This window comes from Sphingobium cupriresistens (assembly GCF_004152865.1).
In the GTDB taxonomy this organism is placed as follows: domain Bacteria; phylum Pseudomonadota; class Alphaproteobacteria; order Sphingomonadales; family Sphingomonadaceae; genus Sphingobium; species Sphingobium cupriresistens.
Genome location: NZ_SEOO01000005.1, coordinates 45,915 through 60,411 on the forward strand (window position 1 = coordinate 45,915; position 14,497 = coordinate 60,411).

The 14,497-nt window shown below is 66.1% G+C and carries 17 protein-coding genes; 12 read left to right on the forward strand and 5 right to left on the reverse strand.

Annotation, left to right across the window (positions count from 1 at the left end):
* Nucleotides 1-28: 28 nt before the first annotated feature.
* Nucleotides 29-838: an ABC transporter substrate-binding protein gene (locus EWH12_RS04445; protein ID WP_066604624.1), complete on the reverse strand. Its 810-nt coding sequence runs from the start codon at nt 836-838 to the stop codon at nt 29-31.
* A gap of 83 nt (nt 839-921) precedes the next feature.
* On the opposite strand from EWH12_RS04445, the gene EWH12_RS04450 reads away from it, so the two are divergent.
* Together EWH12_RS04450 and EWH12_RS04455 are read left to right on the forward strand one after the other, a co-directional pair.
* Nucleotides 922-1,920 carry a FecCD family ABC transporter permease gene (locus tag EWH12_RS04450; protein WP_129925853.1) on the forward strand — a complete coding sequence of 333 codons (999 nt, stop codon included), beginning with the start codon at nt 922-924 and terminating at the stop codon, nt 1,918-1,920.
* Nucleotides 1,914-2,693: an ABC transporter ATP-binding protein gene (locus tag EWH12_RS04455; RefSeq protein WP_066604618.1), complete on the forward strand. Its 780-nt coding sequence runs from the start codon at nt 1,914-1,916 to the stop codon at nt 2,691-2,693. Before EWH12_RS04450 ends, EWH12_RS04455 begins: the two co-directional genes overlap by 7 nt.
* Nucleotides 2,694-2,723: 30 nt before the next feature.
* Here the strand turns inward: EWH12_RS04455 and EWH12_RS04460 are convergent, their stop codons facing one another.
* Complete coding sequence (locus EWH12_RS04460) at nt 2,724-3,929, reverse strand: penicillin-binding protein activator (RefSeq protein WP_422917714.1); 1,206 nt, start codon at nt 3,927-3,929, stop codon at nt 2,724-2,726.
* A gap of 11 nt (nt 3,930-3,940) precedes the next feature.
* Here EWH12_RS04460 and rsmI point away from each other — a divergent pair, with 11 nt between their 5' ends.
* The 4 genes from rsmI to EWH12_RS04480 all read left to right on the forward strand — a co-directional run bounded on the left by rsmI (nt 3,941) and on the right by EWH12_RS04480 (nt 7,008).
* A complete protein-coding gene (rsmI, locus tag EWH12_RS04465; protein WP_129925854.1) occupies nt 3,941-4,783 on the forward strand; it encodes a 16S rRNA (cytidine(1402)-2'-O)-methyltransferase in 843 nt (280 codons plus the stop codon).
* Nucleotides 4,780-5,133 carry a YraN family protein gene (locus EWH12_RS04470; RefSeq protein WP_129925855.1) on the forward strand — a complete coding sequence of 118 codons (354 nt, stop codon included), beginning with the start codon at nt 4,780-4,782 and terminating at the stop codon, nt 5,131-5,133. Before rsmI ends, EWH12_RS04470 begins: the two co-directional genes overlap by 4 nt.
* Nucleotides 5,134-5,277: 144 nt before the next feature.
* The gene (gshB, locus tag EWH12_RS04475; protein ID WP_129925856.1) at nt 5,278-6,252 is read left to right on the forward strand and encodes a glutathione synthase; all 975 of its coding nucleotides are present in this window, start codon (nt 5,278-5,280) and stop codon (nt 6,250-6,252) included.
* Between the two features lie 156 nt (nt 6,253-6,408).
* On the forward strand, nt 6,409-7,008 hold the full coding sequence (locus tag EWH12_RS04480) for a DedA family protein (protein ID WP_066604606.1): 600 nt from the start codon (nt 6,409-6,411) through the stop codon (nt 7,006-7,008).
* A gap of 1 nt (nt 7,009) precedes the next feature.
* Here the strand turns inward: EWH12_RS04480 and EWH12_RS04485 are convergent, their stop codons facing one another.
* Together EWH12_RS04485 and EWH12_RS04490 are read right to left on the reverse strand one after the other, a co-directional pair.
* A complete protein-coding gene (locus tag EWH12_RS04485; RefSeq protein ID WP_066605681.1) occupies nt 7,010-7,900 on the reverse strand; it encodes a tyrosine recombinase XerC in 891 nt (296 codons plus the stop codon).
* Between the two features lie 5 nt (nt 7,901-7,905).
* The gene (locus EWH12_RS04490; RefSeq protein ID WP_129925857.1) at nt 7,906-8,292 is read right to left on the reverse strand and encodes a hypothetical protein; all 387 of its coding nucleotides are present in this window, start codon (nt 8,290-8,292) and stop codon (nt 7,906-7,908) included.
* 145 nt (nt 8,293-8,437) lie between these two features.
* Here EWH12_RS04490 and EWH12_RS04495 point away from each other — a divergent pair, with 145 nt between their 5' ends.
* Genes EWH12_RS04495 through EWH12_RS04520 form a run of 6 tightly spaced genes read left to right on the forward strand, consistent with a single transcriptional unit; the run spans nt 8,438 to nt 14,063 of the window.
* Entirely contained in the window at nt 8,438-9,316 is an 879-nt protein-coding gene (locus EWH12_RS04495) for an MBL fold metallo-hydrolase (protein ID WP_066605679.1), read from the forward strand.
* On the forward strand, nt 9,301-10,014 hold the full coding sequence (locus tag EWH12_RS04500) for a DUF4230 domain-containing protein (protein ID WP_066604601.1): 714 nt from the start codon (nt 9,301-9,303) through the stop codon (nt 10,012-10,014). Before EWH12_RS04495 ends, EWH12_RS04500 begins: the two co-directional genes overlap by 16 nt.
* A gap of 44 nt (nt 10,015-10,058) precedes the next feature.
* Entirely contained in the window at nt 10,059-11,063 is a 1,005-nt protein-coding gene (gene nadA, locus EWH12_RS04505; protein ID WP_129925858.1) for a quinolinate synthase NadA, read from the forward strand.
* A 13-nt stretch (nt 11,064-11,076) separates the two neighbouring features.
* Complete coding sequence (locus tag EWH12_RS04510) at nt 11,077-12,396, forward strand: DUF2254 domain-containing protein (protein ID WP_066604596.1); 1,320 nt, start codon at nt 11,077-11,079, stop codon at nt 12,394-12,396.
* Nucleotides 12,377-13,243, forward strand: a complete 867-nt coding sequence (nadC, locus tag EWH12_RS04515) for a carboxylating nicotinate-nucleotide diphosphorylase (protein ID WP_066604593.1) — start codon at nt 12,377-12,379, stop codon at nt 13,241-13,243. Before EWH12_RS04510 ends, nadC begins: the two co-directional genes overlap by 20 nt.
* Nucleotides 13,236-14,063 carry a ribonuclease T2 family protein gene (locus EWH12_RS04520; protein ID WP_066604591.1) on the forward strand — a complete coding sequence of 276 codons (828 nt, stop codon included), beginning with the start codon at nt 13,236-13,238 and terminating at the stop codon, nt 14,061-14,063. Before nadC ends, EWH12_RS04520 begins: the two co-directional genes overlap by 8 nt.
* Here EWH12_RS04520 and EWH12_RS04525 read toward each other — a convergent pair whose 3' ends face one another.
* Entirely contained in the window at nt 14,064-14,486 is a 423-nt protein-coding gene (locus EWH12_RS04525; protein WP_066604589.1) for a DUF4112 domain-containing protein, read from the reverse strand.
* Between the last annotated feature and the right edge of the window lie 11 nt (nt 14,487-14,497).

Below are 14,497 nucleotides of genomic sequence, written 5' to 3' on the forward strand. Positions count from 1 at the left end.
CAAGGGGGCGGGCGTGATGCCTGCCCCTTCAGCGCGGCGCGTTCAGTCGCGCCATGATGGTGCGCGCCGCCTGCACATAGGCGGGGCCGCCGCACACGGTCCAGCTTTGCGGCAGGCTGATGCGCGGAACGGCGGCGAGCGCGGGGTGGTGCAGCATTTCGGTGCCCTGATCGACCACGCGGTCGGTGGCGCTTTCCACGATCAGCCATTCGGGGCGCGCGGCGACCATTTCCTCCAGCGGCACCTGCGCCAGCGGGGGCTTGCCGAGCTTTGCCGCCAGGTTGGTGAGGCCCATGCGGCGCATCAGATCGTCGATCAGCGTGCCGGTGCCGGTCATATAGCCGCGCCGCTGATAATAGGCCGCGACGCCGCTGTGTTTGGGGCGAGGAAGGGCGGCGAGGTCGCGGTTCATGGCCGCGATCAGTCTTTCACCGCGATCGACATGCCCGATGGCGCGCGCCACCTGGCGGATCTGGTCGAGGATCGCGGCATAGCTGTCGGCGCTGGCGAGGCCGAGCGTGCGCCACTGGCCCGGCGGCGCGCCCGCTACCGCATTCGGGCCGATCGGGAAACCCAGGATCAGGTCGGGGCGGATCGCCAGCACTTCCTCCGCGGGACGGCGCAGCGTGCGGAAACCGCGCGCTTTGATCGCCGCTGCGGAGAGTTCGGGATCGCGGGCGTTGCTGCTGAGCGCGGCGATCTGGGTCGGATCGGCGAGGGCCAGCAGATATTGGTCGGCGCAGACGTTGAGCGACACGATGCGGCGCGGGGCGGCCGATGCGGACGTGCCGGCAAGCACGAGCAGGGCGGTTGCCGCGATCATCAGGGGGCGGATCATGGAAGCGTGTTGAATCCAATAGCGGGACTTGATTCCGCCTTCGCAGGAACACGCGGCATTGCCAACCGCCAAGGCGCGCGCAAGTGACCGCGCGCCGCCATCATCCGTTGCTGATCCCCGGCTTGCTGCTGCTGGTCTTCGGCACCGCCTTCGGCTCCGTGCTGCTGGGCGCGGTGGCGATCAGTCCAGCGCGCGTCTGGGCTGTGCTGACCGGCGGCGGCGATGCGGTCGCCCGCACCATCATACTGGACCTGCGTTTGCCGCGGATGCTGCTGGGCTTGGTTGTCGGCGCGATGCTGGGGCTGGCGGGGGCAGCGTTGCAGGGTTATCTGCGTAATCCGCTGGCTGAGCCGTCGGTGCTGGGTGCGTCCAATGCGGCGGCGCTGGGGGCTGTCTGCGCGCTCTATTTCGGGCTGGCGCAGTTGCATCCGATGATATTGCCGCTGCTGGCCATATTGACCGGGCTAGTCGCCATACTGACGCTGTTCGCATTGTCGGGCACGGTAGAAAGTCCGTTGACGCTGATCCTGGCGGGGATCGCGGTGGCGACTTTAGCGGGGGCAGGCATCAGCCTGGCGCTCAACCTGTCGCCCAATCCCTTCGCCGCAATGGAAATCATGAGCTGGCTGATGGGGAGTCTGGAAAATCGCAGCTATGCCCATGTCTGGATCGCGCTGCCCTGCGTCGTCGTAGGCGCGGCGCTGCTGATCGCGGACGGGCGGACGCTCGATGCGCTGACCTTGGGCGAGGATGGCGCGCAGGCGCTGGGCGTCAACCTGTCGGTCGCGCGGTTGCGCATGATGCTGGGCGTGGCGATCGGCGTAGGCGGCGCGGTGGCGGTGTCGGGGGCGATCGGGTTCGTCGGGCTGATCGTGCCGCATCTGGTCCGACCGCTGACCGACCGGTCGCCATCGTCCGTTTTGGTCCCGTCCATGCTGGGCGGCGCAGCGCTGCTGACTCTGGCGGACATCGGGGTGCGGCTGATCCCGACCAATAATGAATTGAAGCTGGGGGTGGTGACCGCGCTGCTGGGCGTGCCCGTCTTCCTGGGGCATCTGATACGGGAGCGGCGGCTATGGTGACGATATCGGCGCAGGGGCTGACGGTGCGGCTGGGCCGCCACGCGGCGGTGCGGGATGTGGACGTGAGATTGGAGCCGGGGGCTTTGGTGGGCGTGATCGGTCCCAATGGTGCGGGCAAGTCCACGCTGATCCGCGCGCTGCTGGGGCTGGTCAAGCCGCAGGCGGGGCGGGTGCTGATCGACGGACAGAACGTGACGCGGCTCGACCGGCGGGCGATGGCGCGCGCCGTCGCCTATCTGCCGCAGGGCCAGACGCTGCACTGGCCGCTCAGCGTCGAGCGGCTGGTGGCGCTGGGGCGATTGCCGCATTTGGGGCCATTGTCCAGGATGTCGGCGGATGATGAAGCGGTGATCGAGGCGGCGATGGTCCGGGCCGATGTGCAGCATCTGAAGGGTCGGACCGCGACCGAATTGTCGGGTGGCGAACGCGCGCGGGTGCTGCTGGCGCGGGCGTTGGCGGTGGGCGCGCACGGGCTGATCGCGGACGAGCCGCTGGCCGCGCTCGATCCGGGGCATCAGATCGACGTCATGGACCTGCTGCGCGGCGAGGCGCGCGGCGGGGCGCTGGTGGTGACGGTGCTGCACGACCTCGGCATGGCGGCGCGTTATTGCGACCGGCTGCTGCTGATGGACGGCGGGGCGCTGGTGGCCGATGGCGCGCCGATGGACGTGCTGACGGCGGGTGCGCTGGCGCGGGTCTATGGCGTGACGGCGCGGATCGAGCGGGACGGGGACGTGCCGCTGATTGTGCCGATGGCGCGGGTTAACGAATAAGATATCCGTTCGAAGCGAACGGGGTCTGGATTACTCCCCAAACCCCCTTGGTGCAGGATCGGCGACGGTCACGGCGCCAGCGCCGACTTCGCTGACTTCCAGCGCGCGTTCGGCGACGCCGGCGCGGTTGAAGCGGAAGGCGCCATCGATGCCGGAGAAACCGCCTGCGTCGCGCAGGCGCGCGGCGGGGAAGGGCAATCCGGGCTTCCAGTCCTGCGCGATGCGGACGGTCAGCAGCACCGAATCATAGCCGAGCGAGGACAGGCGAAAGGGGGATGCGCCGTAGCGGGCGCGATATTTGGTCGCGAGCTGGCGGTAGAGCGTGTCGGAAACGCTGGCGAACCAGGCGCCGCGCAGCACCGGGCTGGCGGCCAGCGTGCCTTCCGTATTCCACAGTTCCGTACCGAGCAGGCGCGCGGTCGCGCCGCCATTTTTGCGCACGATCGGCGCGACCTGAAGCGCGACGCGGCCGCTGTCGGCGATCAGCAGCGCATCATAGCTGGATGACGCCTGCAATTTCTTGACCGCTGCCGTGATCGAGGCGGGGCTGCGGTCGAACGTCTGCATGGACACGACGGTGCCGCCAGCCTGCTCGACCGCGCGCAGCAGCGCATTGCCCGCCCGTTCGCCATAGGTGCCGCGCGGGATCAGCGCGCCGAAATGGCTCAGGCCTCTTTCGCGGGCGAAACCGACGACCCGTTCGATCGACTGGGTGGGATTGTAACCCATGATATAGACGCCGCCGCCCGCGACGCTGTTATCGTTGGAGAAGCTGATGACCGGGACATTGGCGCGCGCGGCGATAGGCCCGATCACACGGGCGTCCTCCGCCAGCAACGGTCCCAGGATCAGGCGGTTGCCGTCGGCCAGCGCCCTGTTCACCGCCGCAGCCGCACCAAGCGCGGTGTCATAGGTGGTGATGCGAACCCTGTCGGTTTTGGTATCCATCAACGCCAGCGTAGTGGCGTTGGCGATCGATCGGCCGACGCCCGCATTGGGACCGCTCATCGGCACCAGCAGCGCGACGCGATGGCGCATGGCGTCGGTCGGCAGGCCCTGCACCACTTCCGGGCCGGTCGGCTGGACCGGGCCGGTGGGCGGCGCGGGGGCCGGCCCCTTGGGCACGATCGACTGACAGGCGGCCAGGAACAGCGCCGCCCCCATGAAGGTGCAGCGCGCGCCGCGCTTCATGGCAGCGAACACATTTGCTTGCCGGGGGGCATCCGTCTCTGTCATCTGGCGTCCTTATGGAAACTCGAACTTCTGGGCTAGAGCCTGGGCTTTATATCGTGGCTGGGCCGATCGGCAACCTTGGTGACCTTACGCCGCGCGGGGCCGAAGTCCTGCGGCTGGCCGATGTGGTCGCCGTGGAAGATACACGGGTGAGCGCGCGACTGTTGCGCCATGCCGGTTCAGACCGGCCGATGGTGCCCTATCACGATCATAGCGCGGAAAATGTGCGCCAGCGGCTGGTGGATCGGATGGCGGGCGAATCGATCGCTCTGCTGTCGGATGCGGGCACGCCGCTGATTTCCGATCCGGGCTACAAGCTGGTGCGCGACGCGCGGGCGGCGGGGCGCAGGATCACGACGCTGCCGGGGCCAAGCGCGGCGATCGCAGCGCTGACGCTGTCGGGGCTGCCGACCGATCGCTTCCTGTTCATGGGATTTTTGCCGAGCAAGACGAAGGCGCGGGGCGATACGCTGGACGAGGTGGCGGCATTGCGCGCGACTTTGGTTTTCTACGAAAGCGGGCCGCGCCTGTCGGAAAGCCTGTCGGCCATGGCGGCGCATCTGGGGAATCGCGATGCGGCGGTCAGTCGCGAGATCAGCAAGACGTTCGAGGAAACCGCCTGCGGTACGCTGTCCGAACTGTCCGCCCGCTATGCCGATGCGCCGCCCAAGGGCGAGATCGTCGTCACCGTCGGCCCGCCGGGCGAATCGCCGCCCGCCAGCACGGAGGACGCCGACGCGGCGTTGCGGGAGGCGCTGACCCGGCTGTCGGTGTCGAAGGCGGCGGGCGAGGTCGCGAAGAAATTAGGGCTGGACCGGCGGACGCTCTATGATCGGGCGACGGAATTGAAGGGGTGACGAGAGCGGCGGCGGAGAAGCGCGGGCGGCAGGCCGAACGCATCGCCGCCTGGTGGCTGCGGCTGAAGGGCTGGCAGATTGTCGGCCGCCGGATGCGTACGCCCGCTGGCGAGGTCGATCTGGTCGCGCGGCGGGGGGCGATGCTGGCCTTTGTCGAGGTGAAAGCGCGGGCGAGCGCGGCGGAACTGGACCTAGCGATCGACGAGCGGCGGCTGGCGCGGGTCGCGAAGGCGGCGGAAATATTGTGGCACGAACTGGCGAAACCGGGGGACGACATGCGAATCGACGTCATCCTCCTTGCGCCGGGGCGTGCGCCGCGCCATCTGGCCAATGTCTGGCATGGGGGGTGAAGGCCCGCCCCATCCATCAATCCCGTTCGTGTCGAGCGGAGGTTCGAGCGAAGCCGAGAACCGCAGTCGAGAAAGGGTTCTCGACGGGCGCTTCTCGACAAGCTCGAAGCTGCTCGAACCGAACGGTTTAAGGGAATGACGCGCATGACCGAACTCAACCCCCTGACCGTCGCCATGCAGATGGACCCGATGGAGGACATCAAGATCGCCGGCGATTCGACCTTCCACATCATGCTGGCGGCGCAGGCGCGGGGGCACCGGCTCTATCATTATCTGGCGCCCGACCTGACCTTTCGCGACGGCCGCGTGCTGGCGAAGGCGCGGCCGGTCAATGTGCAGAAAGTGGAGGGCGACCATTTCGCCTTTGGCCCGGAAGAGGTGCTGGACCTGGGCCGCGACGTCGATGTCGTGTGGATGCGGCAAGACCCGCCCTTTGACCTGAGCTACATCACCGCCACCCATTTGCTGGAACGGGTGCAGGAAGAGACGCTGGTGGTGAATGATCCCGCCAGCGTCCGCAATGCGCCCGAAAAGCTGTTCGTGCTCGATTATGCGCGCTTCATGCCGCCCACGATGATCACCCGCGACCTGGGCGAGGTGAAGAGCTTCCTGGCGGAGCATGGCGAAATCGTGGTCAAGCCGCTGTACGGCAATGGCGGCGTGGCGGTTTTCCATGTCGGCAAGAATGGGGCCAACCTGTCGTCACTGGTGGAGTTGTTCAAGGCGTCGTGGGTCGAGCCGTTCATGGTCCAGGCCTTCATCCCCGGCGTCGCGCAGGGCGACAAGCGCATCGTGCTGATCGATGGCGAGGTGGCGGGCGCGGTCAATCGTATTCCGGGCGCGGGCGAAATCCGGTCGAACCTGGCGGTGGGCGGATCGGCGGCCAAGACGCTGCTGACCGACAAGGAGCGCGAAATCTGCGCCGCGATGGCGCCGGAGTTGAAGGCCCGCGGGCTGCTGTTCGTGGGGATCGACGTGATTGGGGGCGAATGGCTGACCGAGATCAACGTGACTTCGCCGACGGGCATCGTGTCGATCGATGCGTTCGACGGGACCGACACCGGCGGCCTGATCTGGGACGCGATCGACGCCCGGCTGGCGGCGCGGGCGGCGGCGTAGATATGTCGCTGTTCCTCAAATCCATTCCGGCTAAGCAACGTCGAAGTCCATTGCCAAAGGAAAGTTAGGCCCTTCGACAGGCCTAGGGCGAACGGAAGTGAGGGTGGCGCGTTAGTCCATCTTCGTGCCCTTTGAGAACCAAGTGAGCGATATTTCATGACTGACTGGGTTCTGCGCCTGATCGATGCGGGCGGCTATTGGGGCATTTTCCTGCTGATGATATTGGAGAATGTCTTTCCGCCGATCCCGTCCGAACTCATCATGGGGATTGGTGGCATCCGCGTCGGGCAGGGACGGATGGACATGAGCTGGCTGCTGCTGGCCGGCACGATCGGCACCACGATCGGCAATTATTTCTGGTATCTGGTCGGCCATGTGCTGGGCTTCGAGCGTCTGAAACCCTTGGTCGATCGCTTCGGCCGCTGGGCGACGCTGGAATGGCGCGATGTCGAGGCGCTGGACCGGCTATTCGGCAAATATGGCCAGATCGTCGTCTTCGTCTTTCGCTTCATGCCCGCCTTCCGCACCATGGTCTCGCTGCCCGCTGGGCTGTTCCGCATGGGGCATGTCCGTTTTCTGCTGTGGACGATGGGCGGGGCGCTGATCTGGAATGTCATTCTGGCTTATGCCGGCTATGTGCTGGGGCAGAATTTCCGGGACATAGACCATTATGTCGGCCCGGTGGCGACCGCCTGCGTGGTGGGCGCGGTGATCCTCTATCTCTGGCGGCTCGCGACCTGGCGACCCAAGGGCTGATTCACGCCCTGGGATGGGCGTTGCGATAGATGTCGAGCAGGTGGGCGGCATCGACCTGGGTGTAGACCTGGGTCGAGGACAGGCTGGCATGGCCCAATAGCTCCTGCAAGGAGCGCAGGTCCGCGCCGCGGCCGAGCAGGTGGGTGGCGAAACTGTGGCGCAGCGCGTGGGGCGTCGTGCGGTCCGACAGGCCGAGCCGCCCGCGCGCGCCCTGCACCGCGCGGCGGATGAGCGCGGGGGAAAGCGGCCCGCCGCGCGCGCCGCGGAACAGCGGCTGGTCGCGGGCGGGCGGATAGGGGCAGGCGTCGACATAGGCGTCGATCGCGGCGCGCACCTGCGGCAGCAGGGGCACGATGCGGGTCTTGCCCCGCTTGCCGGTGACGCGCAGCGTGTCGCCCAGCGGCAATATGTCGCCATGCAGGCCCATCGCCTCGCCGATGCGCAGGCCTGCGCCATAGAGCAGCAGCAGCACCGCCCAGTCGCGCGCGCCGATCCAGCCTTCGCGGGCCGTCTCGGCGATGTCCTGCGCCAGCGCGACGGCTTCGTCGGGAGAGATGGGGCGGGGGAGGCCGCGCTTGACCCTCGGCCCCTTGAGCAGCGGCACGCGGGCGTCGTCGCCGCCGACGAACCTGAGGAAACCGCGCACGGCGGAGAGTTCGCGGGCGGCGGAGAGATTGCCGATGCCGTCCGTCCGCCGGCTGGCGAGGAAGGCGCGCAGCTCGGCCTGATCGATGTGCGCGAGCGTGGCGGGGCTGACGCCTTCGCCGCGATGCTGTTCGAGGAAGGCGATCAGCCGCTCGGCGGTGGCGACATAGGCGCGGACGGTGTGAACAGAGCGCCGTCGGTCGAGCGCGAGATGCTGGCGCCAGCGTTCGGAAAGGGCGGGGGTCATGTTGGTCACTGTAACAGGACCAGCGGTTTAAGTGGCGTTGGCAAGGTTTCGAACCGTTCGAACAGGCGTCCGCCTGCGACGGTCACGCACATATGGTTCATCGGCACGGTATATTTGAGGCGAAACTGGCTTTGGAAGCCCATCTCCCTATTTTGCGTCAAATTCGGCACCTTTGCGAATGCCACACCAGACGCGCACTCGGCGATGGTTGCTGTGGTGCTGGCCAAATTCCGTGCCATGATAGGGGCGTACCGGGCAGGAACGGTCAGGTTCAGCCGATAATCGACATAATCCACCGACGTCCCGTCGAACGCGGGGCGTTTGTAGGTGGCATCGACCGGCACAGTATAGGTGTCGCAACCGCCCAACGCCATAAAGCCGATGGCTGCCATTGCTATGACGGGAGGTCGCATCCACCTTGTCTAGGCGATTAGCCGTTGATGCGACAATCTTTCATTTGTCGTCTTCCTATCTATGGGCCGGGCAAGGCCTTTTCGACGCCCTTGAAATCCGCGCATAAATGGGCACATGGGATGCATGGCAACACCTTTCGATCCGGCCGACCTGCCGACCGGCGTCCTGATGCCGCTGTCTCCGCTGGTGGCGCGGGTGCTGGCGCCCAATCCGTCGCCCTTCACCTATACCGGCACGCAGACCTATGTCGTGGGAATCGAGGCGGTCGCGGTGATCGACCCTGGTCCCGCGGACCCCGATCATCTCGCCGCGCTGACCGCCGCCATTGCCGGACGCTCCGTGGTGGCGATATTATGCACCCATACCCATCGCGACCATAGCCCGGCCGCCAGGCCGCTGAGCGACCTGACCGGCGCGCCGGTCATCGGCTGTGCGCCGCTGACGCTGGAGGATGACGGGCCGCGGGCGGACGCGGCCTTCGACGCCGATTACCGGCCTGACCGAGTACTGGTCGATGGCGAGCAGGTGAGCGGGCCGGGCTGGACGCTGGAGGCGGTGGCGACGCCGGGGCATACGTCCAACCACCTCTGCTTCGCCTTGCTGGAAGAGAAGGCCCTTTTTACTGGCGACCATGTGATGGGCTGGTCGACCAGTGTGATCTCGCCGCCCGATGGCGACATGAGCGCCTATATGCGCTCGATGCAGCGACTGCTGGAGCGGGACGATGTCATCTATTATCCCGCGCATGGGGAACCGATCGAGACGCCGCAGCGGCTGGTGCGCGGCATGATGGGCCATCGCAAGCAGCGCGAGGGGCAGATTTTGCGCTTTCTGGAGCGCAACGGCGACAGCGCCATCCCCGACATGGTGGCCGAAATGTACAAGGGCGTCGATCCGCGCCTCTATGGCGCGGCAGGGCGATCGGTGCTGGCGCATCTGATCGACCTGGACGGCCGCGGTCTGGCCGCGCCGCTGGAGGATGGGCGATGGCAGACGCGCTGAGGCGTTATGTCGGTCCCGTCCTTGCCGCGTTGCTGATTTTGGGCGTGGGCGCGGCGATGCTGGTCGGGTGGCAGCGTTATGATCGCGACTATGTGGTCGCGGTCGAGGATGACGGGTCCGCGGTGACGAAGATCATCGCGGAGAAGATCGCAGGCGCCAGCGACCTGCGCGTGTCGCGGCTGAACGGCACGGTCCAGAGCACGGCGCAGGACGTGCGGGGCTTTGGCTGGCTGAAATCCGACCAGGTGGTGAAGATGCCCTATTCGGTCGATTATTTCATCGATCTGTCGGGACTGAGCGCGCGCGATCTGGAGTGGAACGAGAAGAGCCGCACGCTGATCGTCAATGCGCCCGATGTGACGCCGGACAAGCCCAATGTCGACGAGGCGCGCCGGACGCTGGTGCGGACCAGCGGCCTGTTCGTGACGCGGGCGGCGGGCGAGGCCCTCAGCCGGAAAGTGTCCGCCCATGCGCAGGCCCGCGCCGCGGCATCGGCGCGCTCGCCCGAACGCATGGCGCAGGCGCGCGAATATGGGCGCGCGGCGGTGGGCAAGATCATGGGCGCGCCGCTGGCTGCGATGGGCTTTGGCGACGCGCGGGTGATCGTCACTTTCCCGTCGGAAAGACGCAGCAAGGAACAGTGGGACGTCACAACGCCGATCAACGAGGTACTGGCCAACAGGCGGCCACAGCGCTAGGGCGCGGACAAAGGGCCAGCCATGGGACCGAGGAGTATCAGGGTATGAACGCGATCACGGGAATCCCGCAAGGCACTGACCTGCGCGCCGAAATCGACCGATTGCGCAAGGAGCGCAACGCCGTCATCCTCGGCCATTATTACCAGTCGCCCGAAATTCAGGATCTGTCGGACTTTGTCGGCGATTCGCTGGAACTGTCGCGCAAGGCGGCGGAGACGGATGCGGACGTGATCGCTTTCTGCGGCGTGCGCTTCATGGCGGAGACGGCGAAAATCCTGTCGCCCCAGAAGATCGTCGTGCTGCCGGACATGGACGCGGGCTGTTCATTGGAGGACAGCTGCCCGCCCGCCCAGTTCAAGGCGTTTCGCGAGGCGCATCCCGATCATATCGCGCTCAGCTACATCAATTGTTCGGCCGAGGTGAAGGCGCTGTCCGACATTATCGTCACTAGCTCTTCGGCGGAAAAGATATTGGCGCAGATACCCCAGAGCCAAAAGATCATCTTCGGTCCCGACAAGCATCTGGGCGGCTACCTCAAGCGCAAACTGGGCCGCGACATGCTGCTGTGGCCGGGCGTGTGCATCGTGCATGAGGCGTTCAGCGAGACCGAACTGCTCAAACTCAAGGTTCAGCACCCCGACGCGCCGATCGCCGCGCACCCCGAATGTCCGCCCTATATCGTCGATCATGCCGACTATGTCGGATCGACCAGCGGCATATTGGATTTCGCCAAGACGATGCCGGGCGACACGCTGATCGTGGCGACCGAACCGCATATCATCCATCAGATGGAAAAGGCGGTGCCGCACAAGAATTTCATCGGCGCGCCCGGCGCGGACGGCAACTGCAACTGCAATATCTGCCCCTATATGGCGCTCAACACGATGGAGAAGCTGTATTTGTCGCTGCGCGATTTGCAGCCGCGGATCGAAATGGACGAAACGCTGCGGTTGCAGGCGAAGAAGAGCCTGGACCGGATGCTGGAAATGGCGAGCGGGACCGTGGGCCAGGGAGACGTGGGCGCCAGAGATGCGGGCGCGCGGCCCTGAAAGTTGATTGGTGATGGTCGCCCGATTACGTGCGCTCTGGCAGGGGACGAGGGCCAGCTATTGGCTCTACCCCGCGCTCTTCACCTTGACCGCGGCGGTGCTGGCGATGCTGACCGTCTGGTTGGACCGCCACGGCGCCACCGCGTGGCTGACGAGCCATGAATGGGTGGACCAGGCGCGGCCTGAGGGCGCACGCAACGTCCTGAACGTCATTTCGGGGTCGATGATTGGCGTCGCATCGACGGTCTTTTCCATCACCATCGCCGCCGTTGTCTATGCGTCGGGCAGCTATGGCCCGCGCCTGCTTGCCAATTTCATGGAAGATCGCGGCAACCAGCTGTCGCTGGCGACCTTCATCGCTACTTTCGTTTATGCCGTCATGGTTCTGCGCGTGGTTCGCGACGCCTATGAGACGGCCGGCGATCCCGGTTTCGTGCCGCAATTATCCCTGATGGTCGCGACCGGGCTGATGGCGGCCTCGATCGCGGTGCTGGTCTATTTCCTCAATCATGTGCCCGCATCCATCCGCATCAACGCGGTGCTGGAAGGGATAGGGGAGCGGCTACTACGTGCGATACGTGACCGCTTCCCGCAAGGTTGCGTCGAAGAGCAGCGCGACCAACCACCTTTGGGCGCTTCAGTCGCGGCAATCGGGACGGGTTATATCCAGATCGTCGATTTCGCCGGGTTGGACCGGATCGCGCGTGAAACGGGATGCCGGATCGAAATGCGGCTGCGGCCTGGCGATTTCGTTCATCCCGATGTGGAACTGCTGGCCGTTGTGGGCGTCGAGGTGGACGATGTGATGCGGGACAGGCTGCGCGGCTGCTTTTCGCTGGGCGCGATGCGATCGCCCGCGCAGGATATCGAATTTCTGATCGACGAACTGGTGGAGATCGCGCTGCGGGCGCTGTCGCCGGGCATCAACGATCCCTTCACCGCAGTTACCGCCCTGCACTGGTTGGGCGCGGCGACGGCGCAGATCGGCGCGCGCGACCTGCGTGGCGGACCGGACCAGGGCGATTATGACTGGAATCGAGTCGTGCCGATGAATGACGATTTCGATCATTTCGTGCGCCGCGGCTTCGGTGGCGTTCGCGCGGCAGCGGCGACCAGTCCGATCGCCGCGGCGCAGTTTCTGGACTGTCTGCTGGGCGCAGCATCGCCGTTGCGCCTGCATGGCAGGCGCGTGAGGCTGCGCGAAGAAGGGGCGCTGCTTATGGCGCAGGCACGGCTGGAACTGGCCGGGCCGTCACTGGACGAGTTGGACGCGCGCTATTGCGATTTCGTTGAAGCCATGAAAGACGGCGGGTATGAACGGCTTTTATCCTGATATCTTTTCGCTCCCAGGCTTCGACCTTGCCGCCTTCGTCGCGTCTACCCTTGCCGAAGATCTTGGCCCCGATGGCCGGGACGTTACCAGCGAGGCGGTGATTCCGGCCGATGCGGTGTTCGAAGGGGTGATGGACAGTCGCGATGACGTGACGCTGGCGGGACTGCCGATCGCGGTCGCTTTCTTCCGTGCGCTCGACCCCGATGTGGCGATCGAACTGCTGCATCAGGATGGCGATCGGGTGGCGGCCGGGACCGACATCATGCGTATCCGCGGGCGGGCGTGCGCGATGCTCACGGCGGAGCGGTCCGCGCTCAACACAGTCCAGCATTTGACCGGCATCGCGACGATGAGCCGCGCCTATGTCGATGCGATCGACGGGACCGGCGCGACCCTGCTCGACACGCGCAAGACGATCCCCGGCCTGCGCGTGCTGGAGAAATATGCGACCCGCATGGGCGGGGCGACCAATCATCGCATGGGGTTGTGGGATGCGGCGATGATCAAGGACAATCATGTCGCGGTCGCCGGATCGGTCGAGGAAGCGGTGCGCCGCGCCGTGGCCGCCGGGGTCGCCAGCATCATCGTGGAGGTCGATCGGGTGGACCAGATCGAACCGGCGCTAAGCGCAGGCGCGACCCATTTGCTGCTCGACAATATGGACGCGGCGACGCTGCGCGGGGCGGTGGCCTTGGTGGCCGGGCGCGTGCCGACCGAGGCGTCGGGCGGAGTCACGCTTGAGACGATCCGCGCGAAGGCGCAGACCGGCGTCACCTATATCAGCGTCGGGCGGTTGACCCAGTCGGCCCCGGCCGCGGACATCGGACTGGATTTCGCTTATGCTTAGGGCTGCGATCGCCATCGCCGCTTTGGCCATTCCCGGCGTTGCCCTGGCGCAGTCGGCCCAGTGCAGCATGGCCGGCTCGTTGCCCCGGCCGCAGATCGAGGCGCCCAGCGCCAAGGAACCTAAGCGCGTTCTGCCGATCGGCAGCTATACGCTGGCGCTTAGCTGGTCGCCGCAATATTGCTCGACCGCGCGAGGAGCCGCCAGCCGACTCCAGTGCGGGGGGCGCAACGGACGGTTCGGCTTCACCCTGCACGGCCTGTGGCCCGACGGAATGGGCAGGGAATGGCCGCAATATTGCCGTCCGGCCGACTTGTTGCCACGGCAGGTGCTGCGCGCCAATCTCTGTACGACGCCATCGGTCCAGCTGCTCCAGCATGAATGGGCCAAGCATGGCACCTGCATGACGACGAAGCCGGAGCTGTATTTCAACCTGTCGCGCGCTTTCTATCAGTCGCTGCGCTATCCTGATATGGCGGCGCTGGCACGGCGACCGACGCTGACCGTCGGCCAGTTTGCGGAGGCTTTTGCGCGCGCTAACAAGGGGCTGCGCGCCGACATGCTGCGCGTAACCACGGTGCGTGGCAATTGGCTGAGCGAAATCTGGCTATGCATGGACAGGGCGTTGGAATTCACCCGCTGCCCCAGCCATCAAGGCGGCGCGTCCACAACCAGCTATCTGCGGATCGAACCGGGGCCGGTGATCGCGAACCCCCGGCGACCGGTAAGCACGCCCAGACGGCGAACCAGCCCGGCCCGCAAACCGGGGCTGATCCTGGATTTGGACCCTAAGGTCCAGCCGCTGGGCAACAGCGCCGGTTGATCAGGCGTCGATCGTCACGGTCGCGGGATGGTGGCGGTCGAGATGCTTGCGGATGATCCGCAGATTTTTGGTGTTCGATTTATAGAGAAAATCGAACAGGTCGCCCGCGAAGGGAATGGCGCCCACCAGCGTATCGACCCCGACATTGGCGGCCATGCGGGTGATCTGCCATTTCGACATGCCCAGGTTCCGGGCTTCCCACACGATCCAGGCGCCCATGGCGGCGGTAGCGAGATCGCCGACCACGGGGATTAGTCCGACGAGGCTGTCCAGGCCGACGCGGCGATTGGTGCCGGGAATGACGAACAGCCCCTCCAACATCGCCTCCATCGCTTCGATCCGGCGGCGGATGGAGGCGGGGTCGCGGCCGAAACCCGGCAACTCCCGCGCGATACGGTCGAACTGGTCCTGCGAAATCGCCATCTGCGTGCCTC

Coding starts and splice junctions, on each gene's coding strand:
- EWH12_RS04455 (WP_066604618.1), top strand. CDS start 1,914: ATGGTGACGATATCGGCGCAGGGGCTGACGGTGCGGCTGGGCCGCCAC.
- EWH12_RS04445 (WP_066604624.1), bottom strand. CDS start 838: ATGATCCGCCCCCTGATGATCGCGGCAACCGCCCTGCTCGTGCTTGCC.
- nadC (WP_066604593.1), top strand. CDS start 12,377: ATGAACGGCTTTTATCCTGATATCTTTTCGCTCCCAGGCTTCGACCTT.
- EWH12_RS04495 (WP_066605679.1), top strand. CDS start 8,438: ATGGCAACACCTTTCGATCCGGCCGACCTGCCGACCGGCGTCCTGATG.
- EWH12_RS04525 (WP_066604589.1), bottom strand. CDS start 14,486: ATGGCGATTTCGCAGGACCAGTTCGACCGTATCGCGCGGGAGTTGCCG.
- EWH12_RS04510 (WP_066604596.1), top strand. CDS start 11,077: ATGGTCGCCCGATTACGTGCGCTCTGGCAGGGGACGAGGGCCAGCTAT.
- EWH12_RS04500 (WP_066604601.1), top strand. CDS start 9,301: ATGGCAGACGCGCTGAGGCGTTATGTCGGTCCCGTCCTTGCCGCGTTG.
- gshB (WP_129925856.1), top strand. CDS start 5,278: ATGACCGAACTCAACCCCCTGACCGTCGCCATGCAGATGGACCCGATG.
- EWH12_RS04460 (WP_422917714.1), bottom strand. CDS start 3,929: ATGACAGAGACGGATGCCCCCCGGCAAGCAAATGTGTTCGCTGCCATG.
- rsmI (WP_129925854.1), top strand. CDS start 3,941: ATGGAAACTCGAACTTCTGGGCTAGAGCCTGGGCTTTATATCGTGGCT.
- EWH12_RS04485 (WP_066605681.1), bottom strand. CDS start 7,900: ATGACCCCCGCCCTTTCCGAACGCTGGCGCCAGCATCTCGCGCTCGAC.
- EWH12_RS04480 (WP_066604606.1), top strand. CDS start 6,409: ATGACTGACTGGGTTCTGCGCCTGATCGATGCGGGCGGCTATTGGGGC.
- EWH12_RS04490 (WP_129925857.1), bottom strand. CDS start 8,292: ATGGCAGCCATCGGCTTTATGGCGTTGGGCGGTTGCGACACCTATACT.
- nadA (WP_129925858.1), top strand. CDS start 10,059: ATGAACGCGATCACGGGAATCCCGCAAGGCACTGACCTGCGCGCCGAA.
- EWH12_RS04520 (WP_066604591.1), top strand. CDS start 13,236: ATGCTTAGGGCTGCGATCGCCATCGCCGCTTTGGCCATTCCCGGCGTT.